The sequence below is a fragment of the Nitrosomonas eutropha genome (assembly GCF_900116685.1).
In the GTDB taxonomy this organism is placed as follows: domain Bacteria; phylum Pseudomonadota; class Gammaproteobacteria; order Burkholderiales; family Nitrosomonadaceae; genus Nitrosomonas; species Nitrosomonas eutropha_A.
Genome location: NZ_FPBL01000027.1, coordinates 1 through 2,874 on the forward strand (window position 1 = coordinate 1; position 2,874 = coordinate 2,874).

The 2,874-nt window shown below is 43.6% G+C and carries 3 protein-coding genes; all 3 read right to left on the reverse strand.

What is annotated here, in order from left to right; all coding sequences use genetic code 11:
* Nucleotides 1–31 precede the first annotated feature (31 nt).
* A complete protein-coding gene (locus tag BM331_RS11725) occupies nucleotides 32–217 on the reverse strand; it encodes a hypothetical protein (protein ID WP_143100964.1) in 186 nt (61 codons plus the stop codon).
* A gap of 147 nt (nucleotides 218–364) precedes the next feature.
* The gene (locus BM331_RS11305; protein WP_074929563.1) at nucleotides 365–1,351 is read right to left on the reverse strand and encodes a fatty acid desaturase family protein; all 987 of its coding nucleotides are present in this window, start codon (nucleotides 1,349–1,351) and stop codon (nucleotides 365–367) included.
* Between the two features lie 202 nt (nucleotides 1,352–1,553).
* The gene (locus tag BM331_RS11310) at nucleotides 1,554–2,378 is read right to left on the reverse strand and encodes an N-acyl amino acid synthase FeeM domain-containing protein (protein ID WP_256214909.1); all 825 of its coding nucleotides are present in this window, start codon (nucleotides 2,376–2,378) and stop codon (nucleotides 1,554–1,556) included.
* Between the last annotated feature and the right edge of the window lie 496 nt (nucleotides 2,379–2,874).

Sequence of the window (2,874 nt, forward strand, 5' to 3'; positions counted from 1 at the left end):
ACTCCACGCTCGGGTATATCACACCGGTTGATTATGAGTTACATGCTGTAGCAAAAGAACCTATCGCAGGGTCTGAAATTACTTGACCACTACATATGGCATGGGCGCGCGCACTGGCACCATACTGGATGGGGCGACCCACCTCTGCCGGGAAACCCGCGACATAACGACGCCCCAGCTCATCCTCAAGAATCTCGGCGCGATATTCCGTCACCACACGGGTGGGGGCGGTAAAGACAGCTCTCAGCCGGGTACGCAGGCGATCAGCGGCTCTCTATGCCAAAGGGAGCATGTCAAGCTGCAGCGAGCTTCTTGTAGAAAAAACCTGTCAAGCCTTTTGTGAATTATTTTTGCTGAATAGTTACTAATTGGATTGATAATGGTTCTTTTGGTCTATTCCTCTTGTGCAGATAGTTTGTAGATATTTCAAGTATGTCCAATAACCATAAAATACTGCTTCCTCGTTGACCAAATTTTCTCGCTTAAAAATTTCATGTACTTTAGGGAGATTGCACCAGGCAATTCCCGGGAAAAAATGGTGATAGGCATGCAGTGCGAAATTAAGATTGGGCAATAATAGTTTCTCCCACCAGCGCAGGATGATGAGTGGAGAAGATTTAATGATGTCCGCTTGGGGCGGGTTGTAAACATGTTCACAAATAGCACCTAGGCGCACAATTAACGGAGTGAATGTCATTAATGGCAGCAGCCAGTAAACTAGGAACACAGGCCACAGTTCAAAATAAGTTAGTAAAATAGCCAGCCCGATGTAAAAAGCAGGTCGGAGCCATTTCGGTGTGGGATGCAAGCGATTGTAGATATTTTTATTTGCCAGTCGTTTGCTCTTTAATATCCTGTAAAAACTCAATCCGCATAAATCACTTAATAATAGATTAATTAAGTGCAGATTTGACATGGGAAACGTCCAATCCGGCCCGGATTTGCGTAAAAAATCTGGATCATCTTCGGTGAAATAATACTTGTGATGAGATAAATGGACTTTGGCGTAATCCTCCACGGTAATGCCTATTGGGTAAGCGGTCAGGATATTGGCCAGCGTATCACCATATCGCCCTCGTAAGCCGAGCTGGTGTACTTGTTCATGTGCCAGTAATCCCAGAATATTGAAACGTGTAGCAATAATTGGCAGAGCAAGCAATGTCATCCAGATAGTATCAAGATGAATAGCAAGCATGATGGTTGCGATAATAACAACCCATGCGCCTAGCGCCTGCAGAAAAAATTCTTTTGGTCTCGCGCCGCTGAGTGCCTGAATTTCTTTGTGCGCCTGTTCAGATAAATGACTTTTATCACCAGTTAAAGCTGGCGGGAGAGCGTGTGATTGGCTCATAAGATACCTCATTTAATTCGCAAGTCTTGGATGGGGAGGGAGTAATTTCCCTTTTATCCAGCGGCATAATTGCGAATAAATTGAGGATCAAGCCATTTTTGTAGAATGGTTTGTTGCGTGTGATTTATGCTTGCAATCCCACTCGCGATTGTAGCTGCGCGCTCCAGCTCTCATGAAGATTATTGCAATGCTTTTGTTGGTATTATTGAAATTGTCGTACGATTTTATTTTCTTTCTTTTGGGAGAGAAAGTGCGGATAGATGCTCCTTGTGCCTTGATTGAGTTGTCCTGCCTGGGTAACGATTTGTTCTTCCATATACGCTAGATCCAGATTGAGCAACACCGCTGGAGCGTTGACCCGTGGGCAGGTGCGTAGTTTGCCGATTTGGCGGAAACCGAGCATACGCTTGTAAAAAAGAGCGTGGCGAGGGTTGATTTCAATGAAGGCATCATCAACATTGTGGATGCGATGGGCAAAGATGTAGGCCATGTGGAACAGTGAGGCAAAGATTTCTTTCGAGCTGCTTTCAGGGTTGAATGCTAATTTGGATAATTCGCATAATCGGCGGTTTCGTTGGCGAAACTGATCCAGCTCTGTTGGATAGAGCGTATCAGCAAGCAGTTTGTTATCACTATCAATAGTTAGTGTTAGTGTACCGATGAGTTGCCCGGATTGTCGTGCTTCAAAAGTGTATTGGAAGGGATCGGCTGAGAAAACAGATGCTTTTTCAGTTTGATAGCCGCGCGAAGCATACATGCGCTTGATAAGGGTGCTGGCTTTGATGCGTTGCTTGAGTGAATTGACCAGGTGGATGCTGTAGTCGTTGCGTTGCAGGAGGCAATCCGGTTCAGTGTAATCGGAGTAGTTACTCGGGCTGGTTGGTATTCGGTATTGCTGAGGGAAGGGGGGCTGTGTTCTGCTGTAGTTAAATGAGGGCGAGTCAGGGTGATGAAAATTAAATGCGAGGTTTGCTAACTGGATATTCTTTGCCGTGACTGCTGGAGTAGATGGATTCGCGATCTGCATAGATTGTGCTCCTCATAAATTATTTTCCGAATTAAGCAAATGTAATTCAAAGAATGCTTACTTGATAAATAGGGACAGAAAAATCATTTGCCGTCTGTAAGATATCTTTAATAAAAGCACAATCCATGCCATTAATAATAATTATTATTAATCAGTAGGTTATAATTTTTTCTATTCTTGGATGAGGAAAATTGTCGCTGTAATCTGCCGAGAGGATTATAAAAATATGTAACTAATTGTTTATATTGAATATAAATTGTCTCTTTAAAGAGACGGTAAAGTTGAGAATGATTATCATTGTAAGATACTCAGCGCCAAAGCATTCGAAATGAGAGCAACAAAATTCGCCCTTGCGAATGCTGAGGGCATGAAGCAATCTGGAACGGCAGCGTTAAAATAACCTGAGTTCGGGATAAGCCCTCAAGCTTTGACCAAGGTATTGACTCTGGTGAGATTCAAGGTTGGTTTGTTATCGGACAAACAGTAAGCGACGATA

Excerpts from the sequence above, each read along its gene's own strand:
- BM331_RS11305 (WP_074929563.1), bottom strand. The coding sequence starts at position 1,351 with ATGAGCCAATCACACGCTCTCCCGCCAGCTTTAACTGGTGATAAAAGT.
- BM331_RS11310 (WP_256214909.1), bottom strand. The coding sequence starts at position 2,378 with ATGCAGATCGCGAATCCATCTACTCCAGCAGTCACGGCAAAGAATATC.